This window comes from Burkholderia sp. BCC0398, from assembly GCF_902833245.1.
GTDB classification, from domain to species: Bacteria; Pseudomonadota; Gammaproteobacteria; order Burkholderiales; family Burkholderiaceae; genus Burkholderia; species Burkholderia sola.
The window spans coordinates 162,973-187,635 of record NZ_CADFEM010000002.1 but is presented as its reverse complement, the minus strand read 5'-3'; the positions used below and the strand labels follow the sequence as shown (position 1 = coordinate 187,635).

The window sequence follows — 24,663 nt, the reverse complement described above, 5'->3', positions numbered from 1 at the left end:
GTGGGGCGCGATGTCGCGCCGCCGGGTCAGCACGTGAAAATCTTGCCCGGATTCATCAGGTTGCGCGGATCGAGCGCGAGCTTGATCGCGCGCATCGTGTCGATCGCGTTGTCGCCGTGCTCCTGCGGCAGGAAGCGCATCTTGTGCAGCCCGACGCCGTGCTCGCCCGTGCAGGTGCCTCCCAGCCGCAGCGCGCGCTCGACGATCCGGTCGTTGATGCGTTCGGCTTCGGCGAGCTCCTCGGGCTTGTCGGGATCGATCAGGATCGCGACGTGGAAATTGCCGTCGCCGACGTGGCCGACGATCGGGCAGGGCAGCGACGACGCGCGCAGGTCGACCTCGGTTTCCTCGACGCACGCGGCGAGCTGCGAGATCGGCACGCACACGTCGGTCGTTACCGCACGGCAGCCGGGTTTCAACTGCAGCATCGCGAAGTACGCGTTGTGGCGCGCGGACCAGAGCCGCGTGCGATCCTCGGGGCGCGTCGCCCATTCGAAGCCCTGGCCGGCGTTCTGGCCGGCGAGCGCCTGCACGAGTTCGGCCTGTTCCTTCACGCCGGCGTCGGTGCCGTGGAATTCGAAGAACAGCGTCGGCGCTTCGGCCAGCGTCAGGTTCGAGTGACGGTTGATCGAGCGCACGGCCAGCGCGTCGACGAATTCGACGCGCGCGATCGGCACGCCGATCTGGATCGTCTCGATCACGGTGCGCACCGCGTCGCCCATCGTCGGGAACGTGCAGATCGCGGCCGATACGGCTTCGGGCAGCGGGTGCAGGCGCAGCGTGATCTCGGTGATCACGCCGAGCGTGCCTTCGGACCCGACGAACAGGCGCGTGAGGTCGTAGCCGGCCGACGACTTGCGTGCGCGCGAACCGGTTTTGACCATGCGGCCGTCCGCGAGCACCGCGGTGAGGCCGAGCACGTTCTCGCGCATCGTGCCGTAGCGCACGGCATTGGTGCCGGATGCGCGGGTCGCGGTCATCCCGCCGATGCTGGCGTCGGCGCCCGGGTCGATCGGGAAGAACAGGCCGGTGTCGCGCAGCGCTTCGTTGAGCGCCTTGCGCGTGATGCCCGGCTCGACCGTCACGGTCAGGTCTTCGGCGTTGATCGACAGCACGCGGTTCATTTCCGACAGGTCGAGCGACACGCCGCCGCGCACCGCGAGCAGGTGGCCTTCGAGCGACGAGCCGGCGCCGTACGGGATCAGCGGCACGCTGTAGAGCGAGCACAGCGACACGACTTCGCGCACGTCGTCGGTGCTGCGCGCGAACACGACGGCGTCGGGCAGTTGCGGATCGAACGGGGATTCGTCGCAGCCGTGATGGGCGCGGACTGCGTCGGCGGTCGACACGCGCTCGCCGAAGGCGGCGCGCAGCGCATCGAGCATGGCGGGGGGCAGCGGGCGGCGCGTGGCGGCCGGCGGGGCAGGGTGGTTCACGAATGTCTCCTGACTGCTTGTCATACTGTCGGCCCATTCTACGCTGTAACGCCTGCTGCGCCTCCCGCCGCGGGCTGCGATAATCGCGTTCCAGCCAACCGGGCCGCGTCGCGGCCGCGCACGAGAGGACATTCGCATGGGCAACCGCTTGAGCAAGATCGCGACGCGCACGGGCGACGACGGCACCACCGGCCTCGGCGACGGACGGCGCATCGGCAAGGACGACGCGCGGATCGCCGCGATCGGCGACGTCGACGAACTGAACTCGAATCTCGGCGTGCTGCTGGCCGAGCCGCTGCCGGACGACGTGCGCACCGCGCTCGTCACGATCCAGCACGACCTGTTCGATCTCGGCGGCGAGCTGTGCATCCCCGGCCACGCGGTGCTCGACGACACGCATCTCGCGCGCCTCGACCAGTGGCTCGCCGATTACAACGCGACGCTGCCGCCGCTGAAGGAATTCATCCTGCCGGCCGGCTCGCGCGCGGCGTCGCTCGCACACGTGTGCCGAACCGTGTGCCGACGCGCGGAGCGCTCGATCGTCGCGCTCGGCCGCACCGATACGCTGAATGATGCGCCGCGGCGTTACGTGAACCGGCTGTCCGACCTGCTGTTCGTACTGGCGCGCGTGCTGAACCGCGCCGGCGGCGGCGCCGACGTGCTGTGGGAGCGCGAGCGCGTCCGCTAACGCGCCATCCCGCTTTTTGCGCACTGCGACAATTTGCCCGAGGGGCGCCTGTTTTTAAACATGTATCGTATGTGCATGTTTAACGGAGAACGAACATGACCCACATCACCGCTGACCAGATGGCCCGTGTGAAGGCCACCGCCCCCGTCCTCGCCGAGCACGGCGCGACGATCACGAAGCATTTCTATCAGCGCATGTTCGCGCGTCATCCGGAACTGAAGAACCTGTTCAACCAGACGCACCAGAAGACCGGCAGCCAGCCGGAGACGCTCGCGAAGGCCGTCTATGCGTATGCGGCGAACATCGACAACCTCGGCGCGCTGGGCGGCGCGGTGTCGCGCATCTCGCACAAGCACGCGAGCCTGAACATCCGCCCCGAGCATTACCCGATCGTCGGCGAGAACCTGCTCGCGTCCATCGTCGAGGTGCTCGGCGATGCAGTCGATGCGGATACGCTCGAAGCGTGGCGCGTCGCGTACGGCCAGCTCGCGCAGATCCTGATCGGCGCCGAGGCCGATCTTTACGCAGGCGCCGCATGGAGCGGCTTCCGCCCGTTCCAGGTCGCGCGCAAGGTGCGTGAAAGCGACGAAATCACGTCGTTCTACCTGACGCCCGCCGATGGCGGCGGCGCGCCGACCTTCGAGCCCGGCCAGTACATCACGGTGAAGCGCTTCGTCGGCGATCTCGGCGTCGACCAGCCGCGCCAGTACAGCCTGTCCGACGCGCCGCACGGCAAATGGCTGCGCATCTCGGTGAAGCGCGAGGCCGGCAAGGCCGACGCGATCCCGGCCGGCAAGGTGTCGACGCTGATGCATGATGGCGTGGAGGAGGGCGCGATCGTCGAGGTGACCGCGCCGATGGGCGACTTCTCGCTGAAGCGCGACGTGGATACGCCGGTCGTGCTGATCTCGGGCGGCGTCGGCATCACGCCGATGATGTCGATGGCGTCGACACTGATCGCCGAAGGCAGCCCGCGCGACGTGCGGTTCGTCCATGCATGCCGTTCGGGCGCGGTGCACGCGTTCCGCGACTGGCTGAACGACACGGCGCGCGAGCACGCGAACGTGAAGCGCACGGTGCTGTATGAGCTGGTCGGCCCGAACGATCGCGCCGGCATCGATCACGACCTCGAAGGGCGCCTCACGCCGGAGCGTGTGCAGCAGTACGCGCTGGTGCCGGACGCGGACTACTACATCTGCGGGCCGATCGCGTTCATGAAGGCGCAGCGCGATGCGCTCGTCGCGCTCGGCGTCGCGCCGGAACGCGTGAACACCGAGATCTTCGGGTCGGGCGCGCTCGAATGAGGATCTGACGGCCGGTTGCGGCCGAGGCAACGACGAAATGACAAAGCCCGGCGCGAGCCGGGCTTTTTACTTGCGGCGCCGTACGAAATTGCGGCGCGCCTTCAGCCGCCCAGCGCGCGACGTGCGTATCGAGCGGCACGTTCACGGCGCGAGCCCTTGGTCCGGGCTGGCATCGAAGTCCGCGGCGATCGATTCATCGCCGGTATTGAATGCGTCGACGCTTGTCGGGATGTTCAATCCGGCAAGCAACTGACGGGCTGCACCGATCCGCTTCGGCGCGGTGTACGGAACGATCCGGGCGACCGGATGACGATTGCGGGCGATCACGACTTCGGCTTCGCGCCCCGATTCAAGCGCCTCCACGAGGCTGGAAAGCCGCGACTTCGCATCGCGCAGGTTGACGGTCGACATGGTCGATCCTCTGGCTGGCTAGGTAATGTTAGCTAGTCTGGCAGAGCAACCCGCCGACCGCACGCTGGCCGTATGGCCAACTCGCCGTCAGGCGGGGCCATACGGTCAGCCTGTCGGCGTCCTTCAGTTGCCGCTGCCGCGCGCGACGCGCCGCGCCTTCACCGATTCCGCGAGGCCTTCGAGCACCTTCACGCTGTCGTCCCACGCGATGCACGCATCGGTGATGCTCTGGCCGTAGGTCAGCGCGCAACCTTCCTTCAGGTCCTGGCGACCCTCGACGAGGTGCGACTCGATCATCACGCCGACGATGCGCTCGTCGCCGGCCGCGATCTGGCGGCCGATGTCCGCGCACACCGGGATCTGGTTCTCGTGCTTCTTCGAGCTGTTCGCGTGGCTCGCGTCGATCATCAGGCGCGCGGCGAGGCCGGCCTTGCCGATGTCCGCGCAAGCCGCGTTCACGCTGTCCGCGTCGTAGTTCGGCGTCTTGCCGCCGCGCAGGATCACGTGGCAGTCTTCGTTGCCGGCCGTCGACACGATCGCCGAATGGCCGCCCTTCGTCACCGACAGGAAATGGTGCGGCTGCGACGCGGCCTTGATCGCGTCGACGGCGATCTTCACGTTGCCGTCGGTGCCGTTCTTGAAGCCGACCGGGCACGACAGCCCCGATGCCAGCTCGCGGTGCACCTGCGACTCGGTCGTGCGCGCGCCGATCGCGCCCCACGAGATCAGGTCGGCGATGTACTGCGGGCTGATCATGTCCAGGTATTCGGTCGCGGCCGGCAGCCCCATTTCGTTGATCTGCAGCAGCAGCTCGCGCGCAGTGCGCAGCCCTTCGTTGATCTTGAAGCTGTTGTCGAGGTGCGGATCGTTGATGAGCCCCTTCCAGCCGACCGTCGTGCGCGGCTTCTCGAAGTACACGCGCATCACGATTTCCAGCTCGCCGTTGAAGCGTTCGCGTTCCTTCACGAGCCGGCCCGCGTATTCGATCGCCGCCTTCGTGTCGTGGATCGAGCACGGCCCGATCACGACGATCAGCCGGTCGTCCATCCCGTGCAGGATGCGGTGCATCGACTGGCGCGAGTGGTAGATCAGCTCGGACGCGGCTTCGGAGCACGCGAATTCGCGGATCAGGTGGGCGGGCGGCGTCAGTTCCTTGAGTTCGCGAATGCGGACGTCGTCGGTGTTGTGCGGGGGCATGCTGTTTCTCCTCATTTTCCGGGGCGCCGTTCGGTCAGTGCGCGTGCGGCAGATTCATCAATTCGGGCAATTCAGTGGTTTCGGTCGGGGCCGCGGGACCGCTGCGGCGGCGACCGGCTGGCGAAGGGCGAAAAAAAACCGCCGGGTTCGCCGGCGGTTTTTTCGGGAATTTCGGTTGCGCTTTACGCGCCATCAACCCTCTCGATCCGCCAGCGGTCTGAGATACCAAAAAAAGTAAAAGTAAAACTTGGCGGACATGACGGAAATTCGGCTCGTCAAAAAAGTTGATTCGGAATTTATACCCGGTCCCTGCGCGGCTGGCAACCGGGGTCGTTCAAAAATGCGGACAATCCGCGCGTTTTCGTCAAAATGCGCGGATTGTCTGCGCCGCGATGCGGTTATGCCGTACCGCCGACCGTCATCTTGTCGATCCGCAGGGTCGGCTGGCCGACGCCGACCGGCACGCTCTGGCCTTCCTTGCCGCATACGCCGACGCCCGTGTCGAGCGACATGTCGTTGCCGATCATGCTCACGTACTTCAGCGATTCCGGGCCGCTGCCGATCAGCGTCGCGCCCTTCACCGGGTAGGTGACCTTGCCGTTCTCGATCATGTACGCCTCGGACGCCGAGAACACGAACTTGCCGTTCGTGATGTCGACCTGGCCGCCGCCGAAGTTCACCGCGTACAGGCCGTTCTTCACCGACGCGATGATTTCCTGCGGATCCTTGTCGCCGTTCAGCATGTACGTGTTCGTCATGCGCGGCATCGGCAGCGCCGCGTACGACTCGCGCCGCGCGTTGCCGGTGACCGGCATCTTCATCAGGCGCGCGTTCAGCGTGTCCTGGATGTAGCCCTTCAGGATGCCGTCTTCGATCAGCGTCGTGCACTGCGTCGGATTGCCTTCGTCGTCGATGTTCAGCGAGCCGCGGCGGTTCGGCAGCGTGCCGTCGTCGACGACGGTCACGCCCTTCGCGGCGACCTGCTCGCCGATCCGGCCCGCGAACGCGGACGAGCCCTTGCGGTTGAAGTCGCCCTCGAGCCCGTGGCCGATCGCCTCGTGCAGCAGCACGCCCGGCCAGCCCGGCCCGAGCACGACCGTCATCGCGCCGGCCGGCGCGGGGCGTGCGTCGAGGTTCACGAGCGCCGCGTGCACGGCGTCGTCGACGTAGCGCGACAGGATCTCATCGGTGAAGTAGCCGTAGTCGAAGCGGCCGCCGCCGCCGCCGGAGCCGATCTCGCGGCGGCCGTTCTGTTCGGCGATCACCGTGACCGATACGCGCACGAGCGGCCGGATGTCGGCCGCGAGCGCGCCGTCGCTGCGCGCGACCAGCACGACGTCGTATTCGCCGGCGAGGCCCGCCATCACCTGCGTGACGCGCGGGTCGCGGCCGCGCGCCATCTGCTCGATGCGCTCGAGCAGCTTGACCTTGGCCGTCGCGTCGAGCGACGCGAGCGGATCGGACGGCAGGTACAGGTCGCGGCCCGAGATGCCGGTCAGCGACGACGCGGCCTTGATTTTCTGGCGGCCGCCGCCGGCCGCCGCGATCGCCTTGGTCGCGGCGGCGGCTTGCGCGATCGCTTCGGGCGACAGGTCGTCCGAGTACGCGAACGCGGTGCGGTCGCCCGCGACCGCGCGCACGCCGACGCCCTGGTCGATGCTGAAGCTGCCCGATTTGACGATGCCTTCCTCGAGGCTCCACGCTTCGCTGCGGGTCGCCTGGAAGTACAGGTCCGCGTAGTCGACGCGATGCGTGAAGATGTCGGCGATCGTGCGCGTGAGCAGGCTTTCGTCGAGGCCGTACGGCGTGAGCAGGATGTCCTTCGCCAGCGCGAGGTTGCGGATGCCGGGTTCGATGATGTTCATGCGGATATCGGGGTTCTCAAAAAGTTGTCGGGTGCTGCCGGGCAGATGATGGGCCGCGCGGCGTTTCAAGCGGTGCGGCGGATTCAGCTCAGCACGCGGTGCCGCCACGCGGGCAGGCTCTGGCGTACGTCGGCGATGCGTTGCGGATCGATCGCGCCGAGCACGACGCTCGCGCCCTCGTCGCGCACCGCGACGATCTCGCCCCACGGGTCGATCAGCATGCTGTGGCCCCACGTGCGCCGGCCGTTCTCGTGCTTGCCGCCCTGCGCGGCCGCGAGCACGTAGCACTGGTTCTCGACGGCCCGCGCGCGCAGCAGCGTTTCCCAGTGCGCGCGGCCCGTCGTATACGTAAAAGCCGACGGCACGACCATCAGCGCGCAGTCGCCCATGCGGCGATACAGCTCCGGAAAGCGGAGATCGTAACAGACCGACAGGCCGACCTGCCCGAACGGGGCGTCGAACGCGACGACCGTGTCGCCCGCGCGGATCGTGCGCGCCTCGTCGAACGATTCGTCGCCTTTCTCGAAGTTGAACAGGTGGATCTTGTCGTAGCGCGCGGCCTCGTTGCCGGACGGATCGAACACGAGCGTCGTGTTCAGCACGCGGTCGGGTTCCGGCGCCTTCAGCGGCAGCGTGCCGCCGATCACCCAGATGCCGTGGCGGCGCGCGGCGTCGGCGAGGAATTGCTGGATCGGGCCGTCCCGGTACGGTTCGGCGAGCGTGAGCTTGTCGGTGTCGCGGTGGCCCATGAAGCAGAAATATTCGGGCAGCAGCACGAGCTGCGCGCCTTCGCCGGCGGCTTCCGCGATCAGGCGGCGCGCTTCGGCGAGATTGCGGGTGACGTCCGGCGCGCTCACCATCTGCAGCGCGGCGACCTGGAAGGGCGTGGCGGAACGGGCGTGGTCGGTCATCGCGGAATCGGTTGCGTCATAAATGGGGTGCGGCCCGGGCCCCTGCGGTTCGATGTGCGCTCAATGGCTCGATGCATCGGCCGGACCGTGATTCATCTTACCCCGATCGCTCCGCACCCGCTCGATGTGCGGGTGCGCCCACGAGCCGGTGATCGCGTAGTCGAGCGCGAACGCGTGCGACAGCGTCTCGGACAGCGCGTAGTTCGCGGCCAGCACGCCGATGCCGAGCAGCGGATTGATGACGGCGGCCCCGATCGCGGCCGCGCCCGCGCTGATCTTCGGCGCGACGTGCGCATGCAGATCCTGCGTCTCGGCGCCGAGATCGACCGCGCCGCGCACGGTGACGTTCGCGGGGCCCGTCATCATCGAGAAGTCGTCGGTGCGCGCGATCCCGTTCGAAATCCGGCCGGTACCGGCGATCTTGTCGAACGGCAGCCCCTTGCCGACCACGTCGCGGAAGTTCAGCGTCAGGAAACGCGCGAGGCTCTGCAGGCTCAGCACGCCGAGCAGTTTGGCCGCGCCCGGGTCGACCTTCAGGATCTTCCCGTGCTCCAGGTCGACCGCGACCTGGCCGCCGAGCGACGGAAAGTCGAGCGCGGTCGGGCCGCCGCGCCAGCCGACCTTGCCCGTGACCGAGCCGTGACCGTCCGCGAGCGTGCGCGGCAGGCCGACGCGGTCGAGCAGCGCGCCCGCGTTGTCGATGTCGAGCTTGAAGTCGAACACGGTGCGGCGCGGCGCATCGATTTCGTCGGCGCCGCGGGCGAGCGCGCGGCGCGACGTGCGCCAGTTGCCGGTGGCCGTCAGCTTCGCGGCCGGGTTCGACAGCTCCAGCTTGTCGAGCTGCCACACGGGCGTGCCGTCCTCGTCGATGTTGCGCGCGTTGACGACGAGCCGGCCGATGTCGTGATCGCGCGCGACGACCTGGTCGACGATCAGGTCGATCGACGGCATCGGGCGGTCGGTCGGCGTCGGCAGGTTCATCGCACGGCCGACGAGGTCGTGCTCCGCACGCTGCGGCACGACGAGCTTCGCGAGCCGCGCGTTGAGCACGCCCGCGCCGTTGTGACCGCCGCCCGGCGCCCACGACAGGTAGCCCGACACCTGGTTCGACGCGATGTTCGCCTGCCACAGGTCGTCGACGTGCGACGCGCCGACGATCACGTTTTCCCAGTTGCGCTTGAGCAGCTTCAGCGTGCCGAAATGGAACGCGAAGCGCTTCGGCGCGAAGCTCGCGAAATCGACGCGCGGTGCCGCCTGCGGTTCCGGCGCGCGCGGCGTGTCGGGCTTCAGCGTGTGGGCGAGGGCGAGCCACGCGTCGGCGTCCAGCTCGTTGACGTCGACGGCCGCGCTCACGCCGTCCTGCGGCATGTCGGGCATCCGGTGGATGCCCATCGCGCCGCGTACCGCGCGCAGCGGCTGGCCGCGCGTCGCGTCGAGCAGGTAGGTCGCGGTCACGGGGCCGAGCGTCAGGTCGGCGTGTTCGAGGCGTTTGCCGTCCGCCTGCGGCGCCGGCTGCAGCGTGAAGCGGAACGGCATCGGCGTGCCGGCCGGTTTCGCGAACGGCGCCGGGAAGTTCAGCGCCACGCCCGTCAGGTCGGATTGCGCGCTGACGTCGGGCAGGCGGCCCGGCGCGCCGCGCACCGCGACCTTGTACGGCGCGTCGCCGACCACGTGTTCGAGCAGCGCGGCGGCCGCGCCGTGCAGGTTCAGGCCGCGCGCGGCGTCGAGCGCGAGCCGGCCGTCGACGTCCACCGCGTACGGGCCGTGCGACCGGAAGGTGCCGTTCGCGCGCACCGGGCCGCCGAGGAAGCGCCCCGACAGGTCGTGCAGCGATGCGCCGGCTTCGGTGAAGCGGACGCTGCCGCGCAGGGCCGACAGCGGCGGCACGCCGCGGGTCGACAGCGTGTTGCCGCCGAACGCGAGCGCGCCTTCGACGTGCGTGTGCGGATGGGGGACGTGCTGCGGAATCGTGATCTTGAGCGCGAGCGACGCGGGGCCCTGCGCGTCGATCCGCTGGCCGATATGGTTGCTCATCGTGCCGAGCGAGCTGTTGTCCGCATAGTCGATCAGGTCGGCGAGCGGGCCTTGCGCATGGCCGTCGATGATCAGCGGCGAGTGCGACGGATTGCCGAGATCGTCGATGCGGCCCGCGACCTTCGTCAGCGTGACGCGCTTGTAACGCGCGCGCGCGATGTCGAAGCGCAGCTTGTTCTGCGCGAGCTCGAACACGCCGTCGATCCCGTCGAGCGCCGGCCAGACGCTCGGCGTGCCGTTCGCGAGCTTGCGCGGCGGGTACGGCGTCGGCTCGAAGCGGCCGCCGGTGAACGGCGCGACGATGTGGAACACGCCGGCGTCCGGCTCGTGTTCGAACGGGAATTTCTCGAGCGGGCCGCGCGCGACGATCGACGCGCCCTTGGTCACGTTGCCGTCCTGCAGTGCGTGGCCGAGATAGTCGCGCAGGTGCTCGGACATCCCGGTCGGCAGGTAGCGCGGAATGCGCGCGACCGATGCGCGCGCGAAATCGGCGCGCAGGTCGAGCGAGCCGCGGCCGTGGCCGGGATTCGTGTACGAGCCCGACACCGCGATTTCGGCGTCGGGGTTCGACACGAACAGGTCGGGCAGCGACACGTCGACGCGCGCGTGCTTGTCGCCCGGCGCGGGCGTGATCGTCCATTTGGCGTTGCCGCGCAGCCGGTCGAACGTCAGGCGCGGCTCGTCGAACTCGCCGGGCACGGTGACGGCCGCGTGGACCGTGTCGAAATGCGCGGCGCCGCCCGTCTCGTTCGCATCGACGCGGCCCCACAGGTTCTCGACGCCCGGCCAGCCGGCGCGCGGGTGACCGCGCGGCGAGAGCCCGGGCGGCGGCTCCTGCGCGGCGAAGCTGATGCCTTGCAGATCGCCGAGGAAGCGGTAGCGGACGATCGGCGCGGCACCCATGCGCCGCTCCTCGTCGGCGAGATCGGCGCGCGCGGGTTTCGCGCGCTCCACCTCGATGTGATAGTTCGACACCATCCCGCGCGGGTCGATCTTGATCAGCTCGTTGCGCAGGCGCGCCGGCAGCGGCAGCCCGCGGATGAATTCGCTGAGGATGCCGAGATCGACGCGGTCGCCGACCACGCTGAGCAGTTGCCCCTGGTTCGCGGTCGGCACGCGGTAGCGCGCCGTCAGCGTCGACAGCGCGAGCGAGCGGGCGAGCGGCGTGCCGTCCGGCAGCGGCGGCTGGCCGAGCTCTGCATTGAAGCGCGTCAGGTGCAGCGTGTAGTCGTGGCCCGCATCGAGCACCACGTCCCAGCCGAAGCCGACCGTCGGCACGTCGAGCCGCGGCTGCGTCGGGCGCACGCGCAGCGCGACGTCGGCGCCTTGCAGGTCGCCGCCCGCCGAGCGCAGATGGCCGTCGCCGAAGGTCGCCCAGATCGCGTTGTCGATCCGGCCCGCGTGGATCGTGAGCGGCACGTCGAGATAGCGCGTGAGCGTCTGCAGGTCGACGGGGCCGGTCGACAGGTACGCGTCGCCGGTCCAGTTCGCCGGCTTGCCGATCGGCGCGAGCGGCTTGTGCTTGAAGCGTGCGCGGAAATCGAGCGGGCCGAGCAGCAGCGTACCGTTCGCGGGCGCCTGCAGCGCGGCCTTGTGCACGCGGCCGTCGTTCAGCACCGCGAGCCGAATGCCCGCCAGCACGAGCTCCGGCGCGTCGTGCTGCGCGTCGCGCCAGCGCAGCGTGCCGCCGCGCAGCACGATCGCCTCCTGCTTCAGCAGCCAGGTGCCGAACGTGTCGTTGCCGCCGTGGGTGGTGGCCACGCCGACCCCCGCGACGCTCAGCGAGCCGTCGGCCGCCCGCGCGACGACGAGGTCGGGCTGGTCGACGATCAGGCTCGACAGCGCGGGCGACAGCCGCAGCAGCGACATCCACGACAGCGCGGCCGTCGCGTGCGGCACCGACAGCGCGACCTTGCCGTCGCGGCCGCGGATCGTCAGGTTCGTGAGTTCGACGCCCGGCTGCATGCCGGACCAGTTCGGAGAAAGCTTGCCGATCGAAAGCTGCGCGTGGAGCTTGTCGGACACCGCGCGCTCGATGCGCGGGCGGTATTCGTCGATGCGCGGCAGCAGCACGTAGCGCAGCCCGAGGAACGCGCCGGACGCGACGAAGTAGGTGCCGATCCCGACTGCCAGCGTCACCCTGAACACGCGACGCAGGACCGGATGATCGTGCTTCGGAGGTCCCGCTTCGGGCGCAGCTACGGCGGATTCCTGACGGTCGGACATGCGGCGGACGGGCGGCGATATGGTAGTTTTGCAGACTGACGTTGAAATGTATCACACGGGTTCGTGCCGGCGGCCGTTGGAGGCAGCACGGCACGGGCTTTCCGGCGCGCGGTGTCGCGACGGGCGCCCGCGCGTCCGGCGACGCCGCGCCGAGTCCATGGGGCCGGCGGCAGCGGGGCGCGCATGCGCCGGCCCGCTGCCGCCGGCCTTTTCGCCAGGCCCGCTTCTCGATGACCGACGCTTCCGCCCTGATCAGCACGTCCTATTCCCGCTACCTTGCCCGCGCGGCGGCCGCGCGGCCCGCGCTGGCCGAGCAGATCGCCGCGTGGGCGGCCGCGCCGCTCGGCCGCGCGCAGCTCGACGCGCGCCTCACCGCGCTGCTCGCGACGCCCGCCGGCACCGCCGCGGCGGGCGACGAGCAACTGAAGCGCGCGCTGCGGCAGTTGCGCGCCGAGGCGTTCGGCGCGGTCGCGGAGCGCGACCTGCGCGGGCTGGCGGACGTCGCCGAGGTCACGGGCGCGATGACCGATCTCGCCGAAGTGGCCGTGCAGCGCTCGCTCGCGCTGCTGTCGGCCGAACTCGAGGCGCAGTACGGCGAGCCGCGCGGCGCCGACGGCCAGCGCGTCGTGCTCGGCGTGGTCGGGATGGGCAAGCTCGGCGGCCGCGAGCTGAACGTGTCGTCGGACATCGACCTGATCTTCGTGTACGAGGACGACGGCGAGACCACCGGCGGCGCGCGCTCGCCGCTATCCACCCAGGAGTACTTCACGCGGCTCGGCCGGCGCCTGATCGGCGTGCTGTCCGAGGTCACGGCCGACGGCTACGTGTTTCGCGTCGACATGCGGCTGCGTCCGAACGGCGATTCGGGGCCGCTCGTCTGCAGCGTCGGCATGCTCGAGGAATATTTCTACGTGCAGGGGCGCGAGTGGGAGCGCTATGCGTGGATCAAGGGGCGGCTCGTGTCGGAAGGCGACAGCGACGCGGCGCAGCGGCTCGCGGCGCAGCTCGAATCGATCGTCAAGCCGTTCGTCTACCGTCGCTATCTCGATTTCGGCGTGATCGGCGCGATCCGTTCGCTGCATCAGCAGATCCGGCACGAAGCCGCGCGCCGCGCGTCGATGCGGCCCGACAAGGCCGACGACATCAAGCTCGGGCGCGGCGGGATCCGCGAGATCGAGTTCAGCGCGCAGGTGTTCCAGTTGATCCGCGGCGGCCAGGATGCGGGCTTCCGCGTGCGGCCGACGCTCGCGGTGCTGCGGCATGCGCAGGCGCGCGGGCTGATCGGCGACGACGTGCGCGCGCGCCTGGCCGATGCTTATAACTTCCTGCGCACGCTCGAACATCGGCTGCAGTACCGCAACGACGCGCAGACGCACGCGATGCCGGTCGAGCCCGACGAGCGCGCGGCGCTGGCCGCGTCGCTCGGTTTCGCCGACTACGCGGCGCTGATGACGGTGCTGGACGGCCACCGCACGTTCGTCGAAGCCCAGTTCGACCAGATTTTTGCCGACAAGGCGAATGGCGGGCCCTGCGCGGCCGGCGACGACACGGCGGCCGCGTGGATCTGGAGCGGCGCGCTGGCCGACGACGGCGAGGACGACGCGCTGGTCGCGCGCCTCGACGGCCTGGGCTTCGCCGATCCGGCCGCGGTGCTCGCGCGGCTGCGCGCGATCTGGCAATCGTCGCGCTACACCGGGTTGCCGGAAAAGAGCCGGCAGCGCTTCGACAGCGTCGCGCAGCGCGCGCTCGACGCCGCGCCGAAGATCGACGCCGCGCGCCGCGACGACACGATCGTGCGCCTGTTCGACCTGCTCGAGACGGTCAGCCGGCGCGGCGTCTATCTCGCGCTGCTGACCGAATATCCGGCCGCGCTCGACCGCGTGCTGTCGGTGCTCGGCGCGACGCGCTGGGGCGGCGGCTACCTGATCCGCCACCCGCAGCTGCTCGACGAACTGCTCGACGACGAGGCGATCGCGAGCCCGTTCGACTGGCCCGCGTTCAAGGATGCGCTGCGCGCGCGGCTCGCGGCCGCCGACGGCCCCGAGCAGCAGATGGACCTGCTGCGCCACGCGCAGCACGCGGAGGTGTTCCGGATTCTGCTGATCGACCTGGCCGGGCAACTGTCGGTCGAGCACGTGAGCGACCGGTTGTCCGAACTGGCCGACGCGGTGCTCGACGTGACGATCGAGGTCGTGTGGTCGCAACTCGCGAAGCGCCATCGCGACGTGCCGAAGTTCGCGGTGATCGCATACGGCAAGCTGGGCGGCAAGGAGCTCGGCTATGCGTCGGATCTCGACCTGATCTTCCTGTACGACGACCCGGACGAGCGTTCGGCGGACGTCTACACCACGTTTACACGGCGCCTGATCACGTGGCTCACGACCGCGACCGGCGCGGGCGCGCTGTTCGACATCGACCTGCGGCTGCGGCCGAACGGCGAGGCCGGGCTGCTCGTCACCGATCTCGATGCGTTCCGCCGCTATCAGCTGCGCGAGGGCGATGCGGCGAACACCGCGTGGGTGTGGGAGCACCAGGCGCTGACGCGCGCCCGCTACAGCGCGGGCGACGCGCAGATCGGCGCGGATTTCGAGGCGATCCGCCAGCAGGTGCTGACGACGCCGCGCGACGGGGCCGTACTCGCGAAGGAGATCGTCGACATGCGCGGCAAGGTGTTCGCCGGCCATCCGAACCAGACCGACCTGTTCGACCTGAAGCACGACCGCGGCGGGATGGTCGACATCGAGTTCATCGTCCAGTACTGGGTGCTGCTGCATGCGTCGAGCGACGCCGAGCTGATCCGCAATACCGGCAACATCGCGCTGCTGCGCGAGGTCGCGCGCTTCGGGCTGATGGGCGAGGACGAGGCCGAGCGCGTCGGCGCGGCGTACCGCACGTACCGGAAGCTGCAGCACAAGCTGCGGCTCGACGGGATGGAGAAGGCGCGCGTCGATCCGGCCGTGGTGGCGGACGAGCGGGCGGCCGTGACGGCGCTGTGGGCGCGCGTGTTCGGCGGCGCTTGACGGTTGTGTAGCGACGGTCGTGTAGACGGGCGGCCGGCACGGCGCCGGCTGCCGTGCGGGGCGGCCGGTCCGGCCGTGTTGAGAATCGTTTGAGATTGTTTGAGCGGCAGCGCCCGGATCGAAAGAATGCGGGCTTTCCGTTCAACCGGCGCCGCGCGCCCTCAACGAGCCCGTACCATCTTGAAACCGTTTCGCCTTGCCTTCGCCACGACGGCGCTGTCCGCGGCTGCCGCCGGACTGTTCTCCGCTTCCGCCCATGCCGCCGAGCCGGCTTCCACGACCCTCACGAACCTGTCGCGCGGCGACGGCCAGTGCCTCGCATGGCGGCCGGCCGACAACGCGGCAGTGTTCGCCGCGTGCGACGGCGGCGCCGCGCAGGACTGGACCTTCGAGCCGCGCGACGGTTTCCAGCGCATCGTCAACACCGGCGCGAGCGCCGCGCGCGGCACGAAGATGTGCCTGCACGCGGCCGCCGGCGATACCGGCATGGGGCGCGTGGCGGTTGGCGTCTGCAGCGAGGGCGACCAGACGATGCGCGACTGGCGGCCGGACCGCGGCCTGGACGGGCAAGTGGTGTTCGGCAACCGGTACCGGGTCAATACCGGCCGGACGGCCGAGGTGCTGGCCCCGCGCGACGGCGGCGCCGGCGTCGCGACGCAGAACCTGCGCGGCCAGCCGTCGTCGATCTGGAAGTCGGCCGTGTCGATCGCGCCGTCGCAGCGCCCGCTGCTCGGCGACAAGTCCGTGCTGCTGATGGTGACGCACTTCAACGACTCGAAGCCGGCCGATAGCGAGGTCGTGCGCAAGGCGGTGTTCGGCGACGGCGACGATCATTCGTCGCTGCGGCGCTATCTCGAGGTTGCGTCGCGCGGCAAGCTGACGCTGCATGGGCAGACGCTCGACAGCGTGAATCTCGGCGAGCGGCCCGCCATCTGCGATTCGGGCGCGATCCGCACGGCCGCGCGCAATGCAGCGCTCGCGCGCGGCGTGAATCCGGACAAGTTCAACTACCTGTTCGTCGACCTGCCGAGAATGAGCAGTTGCAACTGGGGCGGCCTCGCCGCGACGCCGGGCAACTGGATCCTGTCGAACGCGAGCGGCCACGGCTACTGGATGTGGTCGCACGAATTCGGGCACAACCTCGGCGCCAAGCATCCGGGCTCGCTCGTCGATTGCCCGACGCCGGGCGGCACGGTCGAGGTCGGCGGCGCATGCCGCGCCGGCAAGATCGACGACCCGGCCGACACGATGGGCGGCGGCGGCCGGCGCCTGTATCCGGCGAGCTATCAGCTGTTCGCCGGCTGGCTCGGCGCGGCCGACGTGCCGGAGATCCACGCGGACGGCACCTACCGGCTCGCGCCGCTGTGGGGCGATGTGCCGGGTGCGAAGGCGTACCGCATCGCGCGCGCCGACGGTTCGACGCTGTGGCTCGAGTTTCGTCAGCCGCAGCGCGGCTTCGACGACTGGAAGTCGGACGATCCGTTCGTCAACGGCGTGATCGTGCGGACCGTCGCGCATGGCGGCAACGTCGTGACGAACACGCTGGTCGATGCGATGCCCGGCAGCCCGTCGGGGATGAAGGACGCGCCGCTGATGCCGGGCCACGCGTTGCACGACACGCTGTCGGGCAAGATCATCACCGTCAAATCGGTCGGGCCCGACGGCGCCGTGGTCGACGTGACGAACGACGGCCTGCTGTTGCCGCGGGCCGTGGTGACCGGCCCGCAGCACGCGGCCGCGGGCGCGGCGGTCGTGCTGTCGGGCGCCGCGTCGGTCGGCGAGTCGTTGCGCCATGCGTGGACGGTGCCGGCCGGCATCGACGCACGGCCGGACGGCGCGGAACTGCGCTTCGTCGCGCCGACGCTCGAACAGGACCGCGAGTTCGCGTTCGAGCTGACCGTGAGCAATAAAGACGGCTATACGGCGCGGGCCACCCACGTCGTCAAGGTGAAGGCACAGGAGATCGTCGCGCCGCCGCGCGCGGCGATCAGCGGGCCGGCGTCGGTCGACGGCGGCGCGACCGTCACGCTGTCCGGCGCGTCGTCGACGGGCAAGGGGCTGACGTATGCGTGGACGGGGCCGGCCGGGGTGTCGATCGTCCAGAACGGCGCGAGCGCGACGTTTACCGCGCCGAAGGCGGCCGACGAGCGTCGCTACGCGTTCAGGCTGGTGGTGACCGATGTACAGGGCCGCCACGCGAACGCGGCGCACGACGTGACCGTGCGCGCGTCGGCGGGCGAGGGCGCAGCCGCGTGGGATCCGAAGAAGACTTACGCGACGCCGTGCCACGAGGTCAGCCATGCGGGCAAGACCTGGCTCAACGGCTGGTGGGTGCTCGGCGACGTGCCGGGGACGGGCGGCGAGTGGGCGGCATGGCGCGAGAAGGGTGTCGCGAACATGCACGCGATGTGCAAGAGCACGTAAGCGCGGCCGCGGCCGCGGCCGCGGTGCGGGTAGCCGTGACGGTGGAAGCCGCGGGGTTTGCTGTCATACGCCGCCCTGCGCCGCCTGCCGCGGCAACGGGCAGCAGCGCGGCGTCGCGCGGACGCCGCGCGCCGCTTCGGCGGGCCGCACGCTTGCGAGCCGGTCAGGCCGCCAGCATTTCCTTCGCGTGCTTGCGCGTGGTGGCCGTGATTTCGAGCCCGCCGAGCATCCGCGCGACTTCCTCGACGCGGCTCGCCTTGTCGAGCGGGACGACCGACGACACGGTGCCGCCGCGCTCGTCGGCGCCCTTCGCCACCTGGAAATGATGGTCGCCGCGCGCGGCGACCTGCGGCAGGTGCGTCACGCACAACACCTGCCGCTCGCGCCCGAGCTGGTGCAGCAGGCGCCCGACCACTTCGGCGACGCCGCCGCCGATCCCCGTATCGACTTCGTCGAAGATCAGCGTCGGCGTCGGGCTCGCCGCGCTGGCGATCACCGCGAGCGCGAGGCTGATCCGTGCGAGTTCGCCGCCCGACGCGACTTTCGCGAGCGGCCGCAGCGGCACGCCCGGGTGCCCGGCCACGCGGAATTCGACCTGCTCGAGCCCGTGCGGGCCGCCGTCGGCGAGCGGCACGAGCGCGACTTCGAAGCTGCCGCCCGCCATCGACAGTTCCTGCATGCCGGCCGTGACGGCCGTGCCGAGCGCCTTGGCGGCCTGCGCGCGCGCCTTCGACAGGCGTTTGGCGTCGGCGAGATAGGCTTCCCGCGCCTGCGCCTGCGCGGCTTCGAGCGCGCCGAGATCGGCGGCCGCGTCGAGCGCGGCGAGCTGCGCGCGGCGGGCCGCATGCTCCTCATGAAGCGTGTCGGGCGGCAGCCGGAACTTGCGGGCGGTCGAGTGCAGCGCGTCGAGCCGGGTTTCGACCTGCGCGAGCCGCTCCGGGTCGAGATCGACGCGCTGCGCATAGTGCGACAGCGAATAGACGGCTTCCTGCAACTGGATCTCGGCCGGCTCCAGCGACGCGAGCGCATCGCCGAGCGCGGTGTCGTAGTCGGCCAGGCTGCGCAGTTTCGACACGATCGCGCCGAGCTGCGCGAGCATCGCGTCGTCGGATTCGGACAGCGCGTTGAGCGCGCCGCGCACGCCTTCGATCAGGTTCGCCGAATGCGACAGGCGCTTGTGTTCGTTGCTGACTTCGTCCCATTCGCCGGCTTGCGGCGCGAGCTTGTCGAGTTCGGCGAGCTGCCACGCGAGCTTTTCGCGTTCGAGCTGCAGTTCGCGCTCGTGCGCCTTCGCGGCGTCGATCGCCTGCGTCGCGTCGCGCCACACGCGCCACGCGCGCGCGACGTTCGCGGCATCGGCGACGAGCCCCGCGTGCGTGTCGAACAGCTCGCGCTGCGCGTCGGGCCGCATCAGCAGCTGGTGCGCGTGCTGGCCGTGGATGTCGACGAGCATCTCGCCGAGTTCGCGCAGTTGCGCGAGCGTCGCGCTGGTGCCGTTGATGAAGGCACGCGAACGGCCGTTCGCGTCGATCACGCGGCGCAGCATCACGGTGTCCTCGGCGTCGAACGCGTGTTCGTCGAGCCAGCGCGCGACGCGGTCGTGCGGCGTGAATTCGGCGGTGATGTCGGCGCGGCCGCAGCCGGTGCGCACGACGCTCGCGTCGGCGCGTTCGCCGAGCGCGAGGGCCAGCGCGTCGATCAGGATCGATTTGCCGGCGCCGGTTTCGCCGGAAAAGACGGAAAAGCCGCTGTCGAATTCGAGATCGAGCGCGGCGACGATGACGAAGTCGCGGATCGAGAGGTGGCGGAGCATGGTGTCGGGGGCAGCGGCGTCAGGACGCCTTGTCGTCTTCGTTCGATGCGTGTTCGTTCCAGTGCAGCTTCTTGCGCAGCGTCGTGAAGTAGCTATAGCCGATCGGGTGCAGGAACGGCACCGTGTGCTTCGAGCGGCGCACCTCGATCGTGTCGTTCAGTTCGAGCGACGTGAACGACTGCATGTCGAAGTTCACGTTGACGTCGCGGCCGCCGACGATCTGGATCGCGATCTTCGAATCGTCGGGCAGCACGATCGGCCGGTTCGACAGCGCGTGCGGCGCGATCGGCACGAGCACGATGCCCGCCAGCTGCGGATGGAGGATCGGGCCGGCCGACGACAGCGCATACGCGGTCGAGCCGGTGGGCGTCGCGACGATCAGGCCGTCCGAACGCTGGTTGTACATATAGCGGCCGTCGACCGACGCGCGCAGCTCGACCATCCCGGAGAAGCCGCTGCGGTTCACGACGACGTCGTTGAACGCGAGCGCGTGGTAGATCGGTTCGCCGTCGCGCATGATCCGCGCCTCGAGCAGCGAGCGCTCCTCGCGCTCGAACTTGCCGGCCAGCAGCACGGGGACGAGCGCGTGCATGTCGGATGCCGCGATGTCGGTGATGAAGCCGAGCCGGCCGTGGTTGATCCCGATCAGCGGGGTCCGGTATGGCGCGAGCTGGCGGCCGATGCCGAGCATCGTGCCGTCGCCGCCGAGCACGATCGCCACGTCCGCTCGCGCCCCAATTTCGGCCGGGGTGAGCGCCGGGTAGCCGGCGATGCCGATTTCGCGCGCGGTATCGCCTTCGAAGACGACCTCGAAGCCGAGCCTGGCGATGCTGTCCGCCAGCGTGGCGAGCGGTTCGGCGATGCCGGGCGTGTTGCTCCGGCCGACGAGCGCGACAGTACTGAACTGATTACCGGTTTTCATGCCGGCATTACACCATAGCTCGTGGACGAAAAGAACCGGCTGTACGCCGACGGGGCCGGATCGGGCCGGCCCGCGCAACGGTAGTTGACGCCACTCGCCGCGGTGGCGCGGTTGCGCTAAAATTTTCCACCATGCTAGATCCTCGCGCACGAACCCTCCTGAAAACCCTGATCGAACGGTATATCGCCGACGGTCAGCCGGTCGGCTCGCGCACGTTGTCCCGTTACTCCGGGCTCGAGCTGAGCCCGGCGACGATCCGCAACGTGATGTCCGACCTGGAGGAGCTCGGCCTCGTGTCGAGCCCGCACACGTCGGCCGGCCGCGTGCCGACGCCGCGCGGCTACCGGCTGTTCGTCGATACGATGCTGACGGTCGAGGCGCCGATCGACGCCGAGGCCGTCGCGCGCCAGGTGCAGAACACGCTGCAGGCGGGCGAACCGCAGCAGCGGGTGGTCGCCGCCGCCGCGAGCGTGCTGTCGAACCTGTCGCAGTTCGCGGGCGTCGTGCTGACGCCGCGCCGCAGTCACGTGTTCAAGCAGATCGAGTTCATGCGCCTGTCCGACAAGCGCATCCTGCTGATCATCGTCACGCCCGAGGGCGACGTGCAGAACCGCATGCTCGCGACGCCGCGCGACTATTCGCCGTCGCAGCTGACCGAGGCGTCCAACTACATCAACGCGCATTTCGCCGGCCTGTCGTTCGACGAGGTGCGCCGCCGCCTGCGCGACGAGATCGACCAGCTGCGCGGCGACATGACGACGCTGATGCACGCGGCCGTGACGGCCAGTACCGAGGTGCCCGACACCGAGGACACCGTGCTGATTTCCGGCGAGCGCAACCTGCTCGAAGTGGCGGATCTTTCGTCCGACATGGCGCGGCTGCGCAAGCTGTTCGACGTATTCGACCAAAAGACGGGCCTCCTGCAGTTGCTCGACGTGTCGAGCCACGCCCAGGGCGTGCAGATCTTCATCGGCGGCGAATCGACGCTCGTGCCGATCGAGGAAATGAGCGTCGTCACCGCGCCGTACGAGGTGAACGGGCAGATCGTCGGCACGCTCGGCGTGATCGGCCCGACCCGGATGGCGTACAACCGCGTGATTCCGATCGTCGACATCACCGCGCGGCTGCTGTCGCTCACGCTGAGCCAGCAGTAGCTGCGGCAGCCGACGCCGTCCCGCCATCGTGCCGAGGCGCCGTGCGCGCCGCCAGTCGGCCGAACGGCCAGCCGACCCGAGCGGGACGGCCCGCTATAATTGAGGGCCGTCCGGTCCCGTGCCCCGAGCACGTTCTTGCCCATGCGTTTCGATCTTGAGCCGCCTTCGAGCGTCGCGGCCGCCCATCGCGTCGGTGTGCTGCTGATCAATCTCGGCACGCCCGACGCGCCCACGCCGCGCGCGGTGCGGCGCTACCTGGCCGAATTCCTGTCGGATCCGCGGGTCGTCGAAATCCCGCAGGCCGTCTGGCAGGTGCTGCTGCGCACGGTGATCCTGCCGCTGCGCGGCCGTGCGTCCGCGAAGAAATACGCGGCCGTCTGGATGCCCGAGGGTTCGCCGCTGCGCGTGTATACCGAGCGCCAGACCGACAGCGTGCGGCACCTGCTCGTGTCGAACGGCTATCACGTGATGGTCGACTACGCGATGCGCTACGGCAGCCCGAACCTTGCGCACGCGCTCGCGCAGTTCAAGCGCGCGGGCGTCGAGCGCGTGCTGCTGATGCCGATGTATCCGCAATACTCGGCGTCGACCACGGCCACCGCGTTCGATGCCGCGTTCGCCGCGCTCGCGCGCATGCGCAATCAGCCGGAAGTGCGCACGGTGCGGCACTACGCCGACCATCCGGCCTATATCCACGCGCTGGCCGAGCAGGTTCGGCAGTACTGGACGCAACACGGCCGGCCCGATTTCGCGGCCGGCGACAAACTCGTGCTGAGTTTCCACGGCGTGCCGAAGCGCACGCTCGATCTCGGCGACCCGTATCACGAGCAGTGCCAGCAGACGGGCGCGTTGCTGATGGCCGCGCTCGGGCTGTCGGGCACCGAATGCCGCATCACGTTCCAGTCGCGCTTCGGCAAGGCCGAATGGCTGCAGCCGTACACCGCGCCGACGCTGCGCGAGTTCGGCGAGGCCGGCGTGCGGCGGGCCGACGTGTTCTGTCCCGGCTTCACGGCCGATTGCCTGGAGACGATCGAGGAAATCGGCATGGAAGTGCGCGACGAATTCCTCGCCGGCGGCGGCAAGACCTTCCACCGGATTCCGTGCTTGAACGGCACGTCGGCGTGGATCGGCGCGCTCGGCGAAATCGTCGCGGAGAATCTGCAGGGCTGGCCGGTCAAGGCCGCGCAGCCCGAAACGGTAGGCTGAGATGGAACGATCCCCACGCTCGCTACGTTCGCTGCTTTCCGACGGGGCGATAAGCCGGCCGGCTACGCAGGCGCAGACCGATGCCCGGCGAATTCCCTGCTACGCCCTCCTTGGGGCGACCCGGCGGAGGCCGACATGAACTACAAGATTTCCACGGAGCCGGGCGCGAAGCTGCGCATCGACAAATGGCTGTGGGCGGCCCGGTTCTTCAAGACGCGCTCGCTCGCGACCGATGCGGTCGACAAGGGACACGTGAAGATCGGCGGCGCGGCGGTGAAGCCGGCGAAGGACGTGCGGGTGGGCGACGAGGTCGAGATTGCGATCGACGGCATCGTCTGGCACATTGCCGTGCTGGGCGTGTGCGACGTGCGCGGGCCCGCGAGCGTCGCGCAGACGCTCTACGCGGAGACGGAAGCGGGACGGGCCGCGCGGCTTGCCGAACTGGAGCGGCGCCGCACGTATCGCGAGCCGGCGGCCGAACTGCACGGCCGGCCGACGAAACGCGACCGGCGCATCATCGACAGATTCTCTGGTGGGAGCTGAACATCTGGTCGAACGTCGCCCGCGCGCTTCCGTATTCGGTCGTGCGATCGGTGACGGCTCCCGACAGGCAGATGGTGGTGGTGCCGGCGATGAGTACCAGCGCGACCACCGATATCGCAAAGGTCAGTTTCACGGTACTCCCCTCGAGAACAAGGGTGAAAACGGCGCCAGGTGGATGTCACGCGACGGTCAGCTAGGGGTAAACACGCTTTCCGACGCTTGAATGGAGTGTAGTGCAGCCGGCCTGTGCGGAGCTAGTACTTGCCGGGTAAGCGTTGTTACAGGCCGTTTCGCCCGATCCGGCGGACTATGCGACGCCTGCACCCGGAAAACGCCCGGTTGTTTCGCGGCATTGGCGAATGCTGGCGAATGACCCTCTTGAAACCGTAGTTTTCGCCCTTATTTGCACCAGTAATGTGCGGTGCCGCCGGGTATACGTCCGGCGGTCGCCGATTTGGCTTCAACCTCTAATCGACTTTCAGCGACATGGAAAACACGCAAGAGAATCCGGCTACCCAATCGGCCGAAGACATCGGCAGCGAGAAGCAGGCGGCGCAAGGCGCCGCACCCGCCGCCGAAGCTGCCGACGCGGCGCTCGCGGAGGCTCAAGCCAAGGTCGCCGAGCTTCAGGAAAGCTTCCTGCGGGCGAAGGCCGAGACCGAGAACGTGCGCCGCCGCGCGCAGGACGACGTGTCGAAGGCGCACAAGTTCGCGATCGAAAGCTTCGCGGAACACCTGCTGCCCGTGCTGGACAGCCTGGAAGCGGCCGTCGGCGACACCTCCGGCGACATCGCGAAGGTGCGCGAAGGCGTCGAGCTGACGCTGCGCCAGCTGACGAGCGCGCTCGAGAAGGGCCGCGTCGTCGCGATCAACCCGGTCGGCGAGAAGTTCGATCCGCATCAGCACCAGGCCATTTCGATGGTGCCGGCCGAGCAGGAGCCGAACACCGTCGTCACGGTGCTGCAAAAGGGCTACATGATCGCCGACCGCGTGCTGCGCCCGGCGCTCGTCACCGTCGCGCAGCCGAAGTAAGGCAGCGGAGATGGTGCCCGCCGGCGTCGATCCGGCCGCGTTCGACGCGTTCGACATGCAGGCGCTCGACGCCGGCACGTTCGACGCGGCCATCGACGGCGCGGGCGATGCGCTGGCCGTGGTGTTCTTCTGGGGCGTCGACTGCTTCAACTGCGAGATCGCGAAGAAGGCGATGCTCGCGCAGCCCGACGCGATCCTCGCGCTGGACCTGAAGTGGTTCCATTGCAACGTGTACGAACATCATCAGCTGGGGCGCCGCTTCGGATTGCACGGCGTGCCGACGTGGTTCTTCTTCCATCGCGGCAAGCGGCTGGGCCGCGCGACGGGCTGGCATGGCCTCGCCCAGTTCCAGGCGGCCGTCGCGGCGGCACGCGCGAAGATCGTGTCGGGCGGCGATCCGTCGGGCGGCGATCCGTCGGGTGCGATCCGCTAGCCGGCGGCGATTGAAAAAATTTAATATCCGCATCGCTCGTCGGG

18 protein-coding genes are annotated in these 24,663 nt (G+C 69.4%); 9 read left to right on the top strand and 9 right to left on the bottom strand.

Annotated features, from left to right (window positions below; genetic code table 11):
• Positions 1 to 26: 26 nt before the first annotated feature.
• The gene (locus HWX76_RS04705; RefSeq protein ID WP_050011781.1) at positions 27 to 1,436 is read right to left on the bottom strand and encodes an FAD-linked oxidase C-terminal domain-containing protein; all 1,410 of its coding nucleotides are present in this window, start codon (positions 1,434 to 1,436) and stop codon (positions 27 to 29) included.
• Between the two features lie 136 nt (positions 1,437 to 1,572).
• Between HWX76_RS04705 and HWX76_RS04700 the strand changes: the two genes are divergently transcribed.
• Positions 1,573 to 2,124, top strand: coding sequence for a cob(I)yrinic acid a,c-diamide adenosyltransferase (locus HWX76_RS04700; protein ID WP_050011780.1), 552 nt, complete (start codon positions 1,573 to 1,575; stop codon positions 2,122 to 2,124).
• 95 nt (positions 2,125 to 2,219) lie between these two features.
• Positions 2,220 to 3,428 (top strand): NO-inducible flavohemoprotein, encoded by a 1,209-nt coding sequence (hmpA, locus tag HWX76_RS04695; RefSeq protein ID WP_089488178.1) that lies wholly within the window; start codon positions 2,220 to 2,222, stop codon positions 3,426 to 3,428.
• A 141-nt stretch (positions 3,429 to 3,569) separates the two neighbouring features.
• On the opposite strand, the gene HWX76_RS04690 is transcribed toward hmpA, so the two are convergent.
• The 5 genes from HWX76_RS04690 to HWX76_RS04670 all read right to left on the bottom strand — a co-directional run bounded on the left by HWX76_RS04690 (position 3,570) and on the right by HWX76_RS04670 (position 12,072).
• Positions 3,570 to 3,839 carry a type II toxin-antitoxin system Phd/YefM family antitoxin gene (locus tag HWX76_RS04690; protein WP_050011778.1) on the bottom strand — a complete coding sequence of 90 codons (270 nt, stop codon included), beginning with the start codon at positions 3,837 to 3,839 and terminating at the stop codon, positions 3,570 to 3,572.
• A 123-nt stretch (positions 3,840 to 3,962) separates the two neighbouring features.
• Positions 3,963 to 5,036 (bottom strand): 3-deoxy-7-phosphoheptulonate synthase AroG, encoded by a 1,074-nt coding sequence (gene aroG / locus HWX76_RS04685; RefSeq protein ID WP_050011777.1) that lies wholly within the window; start codon positions 5,034 to 5,036, stop codon positions 3,963 to 3,965.
• 398 nt (positions 5,037 to 5,434) lie between these two features.
• Positions 5,435 to 6,901, bottom strand: a complete 1,467-nt coding sequence (gene tldD / locus HWX76_RS04680) for a metalloprotease TldD (RefSeq protein WP_050011776.1) — start codon at positions 6,899 to 6,901, stop codon at positions 5,435 to 5,437.
• Positions 6,902 to 6,984: 83 nt separating this feature from the next.
• Positions 6,985 to 7,812 carry a carbon-nitrogen hydrolase family protein gene (locus tag HWX76_RS04675; RefSeq protein WP_050011775.1) on the bottom strand — a complete coding sequence of 276 codons (828 nt, stop codon included), beginning with the start codon at positions 7,810 to 7,812 and terminating at the stop codon, positions 6,985 to 6,987.
• Between the two features lie 60 nt (positions 7,813 to 7,872).
• Positions 7,873 to 12,072 (bottom strand): AsmA-like C-terminal region-containing protein, encoded by a 4,200-nt coding sequence (locus tag HWX76_RS04670; protein ID WP_050011774.1) that lies wholly within the window; start codon positions 12,070 to 12,072, stop codon positions 7,873 to 7,875.
• A gap of 230 nt (positions 12,073 to 12,302) precedes the next feature.
• Between HWX76_RS04670 and glnE the strand changes: the two genes are divergently transcribed.
• Positions 12,303 to 15,092: a bifunctional [glutamate--ammonia ligase]-adenylyl-L-tyrosine phosphorylase/[glutamate--ammonia-ligase] adenylyltransferase gene (gene glnE / locus HWX76_RS04665; RefSeq protein ID WP_050011773.1), complete on the top strand. Its 2,790-nt coding sequence runs from the start codon at positions 12,303 to 12,305 to the stop codon at positions 15,090 to 15,092.
• Between the two features lie 180 nt (positions 15,093 to 15,272).
• Entirely contained in the window at positions 15,273 to 17,516 is a 2,244-nt protein-coding gene (locus HWX76_RS04660) for a carbohydrate-binding protein (protein ID WP_235356143.1), read from the top strand.
• A 163-nt stretch (positions 17,517 to 17,679) separates the two neighbouring features.
• On the opposite strand, the gene recN is transcribed toward HWX76_RS04660, so the two are convergent.
• Positions 17,680 to 19,329, bottom strand: coding sequence for a DNA repair protein RecN (recN, locus tag HWX76_RS04655; RefSeq protein ID WP_176015561.1), 1,650 nt, complete (start codon positions 19,327 to 19,329; stop codon positions 17,680 to 17,682).
• 19 nt (positions 19,330 to 19,348) lie between these two features.
• Positions 19,349 to 20,251, bottom strand: a complete 903-nt coding sequence (locus HWX76_RS04650) for an NAD kinase (RefSeq protein ID WP_050011770.1) — start codon at positions 20,249 to 20,251, stop codon at positions 19,349 to 19,351.
• A 131-nt stretch (positions 20,252 to 20,382) separates the two neighbouring features.
• Here HWX76_RS04650 and hrcA point away from each other — a divergent pair, with 131 nt between their 5' ends.
• The 3 genes from hrcA (at position 20,383) to HWX76_RS04635 (ending at position 23,154) form a co-directional block, all read left to right on the top strand.
• Positions 20,383 to 21,405, top strand: coding sequence for a heat-inducible transcriptional repressor HrcA (gene hrcA, locus HWX76_RS04645; protein ID WP_011544637.1), 1,023 nt, complete (start codon positions 20,383 to 20,385; stop codon positions 21,403 to 21,405).
• A gap of 141 nt (positions 21,406 to 21,546) precedes the next feature.
• A complete protein-coding gene (hemH, locus tag HWX76_RS04640) occupies positions 21,547 to 22,611 on the top strand; it encodes a ferrochelatase (protein WP_176015560.1) in 1,065 nt (354 codons plus the stop codon).
• A gap of 135 nt (positions 22,612 to 22,746) precedes the next feature.
• Complete coding sequence (locus tag HWX76_RS04635; protein WP_043189537.1) at positions 22,747 to 23,154, top strand: RNA-binding S4 domain-containing protein; 408 nt, start codon at positions 22,747 to 22,749, stop codon at positions 23,152 to 23,154.
• On the opposite strand, the gene HWX76_RS04630 is transcribed toward HWX76_RS04635, so the two are convergent.
• Complete coding sequence (locus HWX76_RS04630) at positions 23,126 to 23,287, bottom strand: hypothetical protein (protein ID WP_162838112.1); 162 nt, start codon at positions 23,285 to 23,287, stop codon at positions 23,126 to 23,128. The two genes, HWX76_RS04635 and HWX76_RS04630, sit on opposite strands and share 29 nt — an antisense overlap.
• 353 nt (positions 23,288 to 23,640) lie before the next feature.
• Here HWX76_RS04630 and grpE point away from each other — a divergent pair, with 353 nt between their 5' ends.
• Both grpE and HWX76_RS04620 read left to right on the top strand, forming a co-directional pair.
• Positions 23,641 to 24,186 (top strand): nucleotide exchange factor GrpE, encoded by a 546-nt coding sequence (grpE, locus tag HWX76_RS04625; protein WP_050011768.1) that lies wholly within the window; start codon positions 23,641 to 23,643, stop codon positions 24,184 to 24,186.
• A 10-nt stretch (positions 24,187 to 24,196) separates the two neighbouring features.
• Complete coding sequence (locus HWX76_RS04620; RefSeq protein ID WP_089488181.1) at positions 24,197 to 24,619, top strand: thioredoxin family protein; 423 nt, start codon at positions 24,197 to 24,199, stop codon at positions 24,617 to 24,619.
• Positions 24,620 to 24,663 lie beyond the last annotated feature (44 nt).